The following is a 2,713-nucleotide window of genomic DNA, read 5'->3' as shown; positions in this document are numbered from 1 at the left end:
AGCTGAGACAGACGAGGCACAAGAAGCGGTTAAGACACTAGAGAGTGAGCAGACTGATTTGTTAGGGCAGCTCGATGAGGTCGCAGCAACCGCAGAGGCAACGGCTATCACCGCGGCTCAAGTGACTTTTGAACGGGATACGCTGACACAGACACTTAGCGATGCTCAGCACCAGCTGGAACTTGAACGAGCTAAAACAGCGGCAGCTCAGGCTCAACTTACTGATCTGCGTAGAAGTTGATCAGCAATCAAAAGATCTGAGTGCCAACATATCAAAGGTGGCCACGCTTGAAGCCACTGCTAATAGCGATAAAGCAGAAATTGCACGTCTGCAGGCAGAACTGACAGCGACTAAGGATGAGCTAAAGACAGTCACTACTGAACGCAATGAGATAGCGACTGACACGGCAGAAGTTAAAGGAGAATTAAGAGCAACAATCGCTGAGCGCGATAAGCTATCAGGACTTAACGGTCAGCTGACTCAAACACAGGCCAAGCTTGAAGCTGAACATAGCGTCTTGAATAAGCAGTATAATGAGCTATCAAGCCGTCACCTATCAGGACAGGAACAAATGACTCTATTACAAGATCAACTTAAGAAAGCACAAGATGAGCTGATACTTATTCAAAACAAAGATAATGCTTTGGATGCTGATTAAATAAAAGTATTCGAGGTATAAAGATAAAGAACAGTTATGAGTTTAAGAGAGACTTTACCCAAGGCATAGATCCTGTTCTATTCACACTAAACTTATGAATCAACCATGACAATATCGACTCACTGAATAAGTGACTATTGTATAATAACTATTCTAATTTTTTCTCTTAAGTCTTATAGTATATAGACTAGTGTGCTATATACTACTTGAATTAGCCTAAGTAAATTTATGCTGATTTTGGAGCCTTGAGCAGATTTCAAGGAACACTCACCCTAAAGCGTTTATGAGTAAAAAAATACTCACAAACGCTTCAGTGCATTCCTTGGATTTGATGTGATTAGTCATGCCGACTTCATCGCCCATCGCATCATCAAGACCGTATCACTGTATCAAGCTACGGTTGTTAAGATTACGGCTGATAGCACCGCCTAGACACGCTCTTAACCGCTACTGTGCTGTCATACGCTAGCAAGGGCCCAAACCCAATATACCGCTACGATATGCACGAGTAACCACTCATTGCGTTGCTCTGATCCTTTGTCTAGTCACCCCTGTAGGGAGCTCACCCTTATGTCAAACGCAGTCGTCGCCGAGGCCTGCCACCCATTTGACGGGTAACGGGTACAAAGAGAGCAGCACGAGGATGTAACGAGCGAACAAGCGGTTTATTAAAATGTATAGTGAATAAGGTTGATATGAAAGCAGTTTTTGGATAAAATGCACCTACACGGGCATTTAATGCTGTTCAAATAACGCACTGCGTATGCTTATTTGTTCGTTACAGGGTGTTGACGCACACTGTAACCGTTAATTACATTAAAAACTAAATGCCTCTAGGAGTCAACTCCCAGAGGCATTTTTTTGTTTGTCATGCAGACTAGTTTTTTGATATCTGGTTTTTCGTTGAATTGCTTAGGCTTTTTTTGTCGTCATCTTAGCGTAAGCAATTCAATTATTATGAAGTTAGCACATCCTCACAAGACGTTAAGTTCCGGACAATATTGGGTCGGTTCATATTCTGAAATACAAGTCGTGGCTAAGTGCTGCCGTCAGTTGATTGCTGAGATGTCTCAAGAATTAAAGAGTACTTCTGGGGCAGTAACTATCTACCTATCACTATAAAAATCGCCTGATTTAAAATCAGGCGATTTTTAGGCTGTCATATCCTTACTTAATAATGATAACGGCACTGGACGATAATGATCGCATCATCTTGAATTTCATAAACCAGCCGATGCTCTTGATCAATTCGACGAGACCAGTAGCCTGCAAGGTCATGTTTGAGTGGTTCAGGTTTGCCAATACCCTTAAATGGGTCACGTTTGATGGCTTTAATCAGCTTACCGATCTGTTTGACTTTCTCTTTACTGGTTTTTTGCCAGTACTCATAGTCCTCCCACGCGTCTTCCGTCCAAGATAGTATCAAGCGTCTACCTCATCATCAAAAGTGAGGGGTATATCTTTGGTATCAATCTCACGTTCAATTAAGCGACCAGCTTTAGCATCAGCAATAGAGCGTCTGAGACGCTTGGCATTGGTAGGGCTGCTTAAAAGATGCAGTGTTTCCTCATACGAGTTAAACTCTTCTAAACTCATCAATACCGTCGGTTTAGCATTTTGTCTTGTAATTAATATCGGGCCTTTATCGGTGTCTACCTTATCGATATACTTTGCTAAGCTCTTTCTAAAATCAGTGTAGTTCACAACGTCCATAATAATTACTCCACGTTTAATTATGTTGGTTATATGACCTATCATTATAGGTTAAATGCTACACTAGTATATACTATATACGTACCTATATCTGTACACATTTTAGTAAAAAGCAAAGGGGTAATTTGATATGTTCCCATGCATACCTTTTAAAACGTACATATGAAAGCTGACATATTGATCTTGGTTTAAACTGCTTGGCACGTTTTCCGCATTATATTGTCGAAACAACCAAATTACATATATGAGTATATGAGTATATGAGTATATGAGTATATGAGTATATGAGTATATGAGTATATGAGTATATGAGTATATGAGTATATGAGTATATGAGTATA

Annotated in this window: 4 protein-coding genes; 2 read left to right on the top strand and 2 right to left on the bottom strand. The window is 40.5% G+C overall.

What is annotated here, in order from left to right; translation table 11 throughout:
• A partial coding sequence (locus tag TT12_RS14895; protein WP_045456473.1) for a hypothetical protein occupies positions 1-241 on the top strand: 241 nt, incomplete at its 5' end.
• Between the two features lie 37 nt (positions 242-278).
• Positions 279-659 (top strand): hypothetical protein, encoded by a 381-nt coding sequence (locus TT12_RS14890; protein WP_045456470.1) that lies wholly within the window; start codon positions 279-281, stop codon positions 657-659.
• 1,171 nt (positions 660-1,830) lie between these two features.
• Here TT12_RS14890 and TT12_RS14885 read toward each other — a convergent pair.
• Both TT12_RS14885 and TT12_RS14880 read right to left on the bottom strand, forming a co-directional pair.
• A complete protein-coding gene (locus TT12_RS14885) occupies positions 1,831-2,085 on the bottom strand; it encodes a Txe/YoeB family addiction module toxin (RefSeq protein WP_045456466.1) in 255 nt (84 codons plus the stop codon).
• Positions 2,082-2,372, bottom strand: coding sequence for a type II toxin-antitoxin system Phd/YefM family antitoxin (locus tag TT12_RS14880; protein ID WP_045456463.1), 291 nt, complete (start codon positions 2,370-2,372; stop codon positions 2,082-2,084). The genes TT12_RS14885 and TT12_RS14880 overlap by 4 nt, the downstream gene beginning before the upstream one ends.
• Between the last annotated feature and the right edge of the window lie 341 nt (positions 2,373-2,713).

The sequence above is a fragment of the Psychrobacter sp. JCM 18903 genome (genome assembly GCF_000586475.1).
Lineage (GTDB): Bacteria > Pseudomonadota > Gammaproteobacteria > Pseudomonadales > Moraxellaceae > Psychrobacter.
Note: the sequence above shows the minus strand (reverse complement) of the source record. Positions and strands in the feature narration are given on the sequence as shown.

What these genes read in the sequence shown, in the direction of transcription:
- TT12_RS14880 (WP_045456463.1), bottom strand. Translation starts at nt 2,372, where the DNA reads ATGGACGTTGTGAACTACACTGATTTTAGAAAGAGCTTAGCAAAGTAT.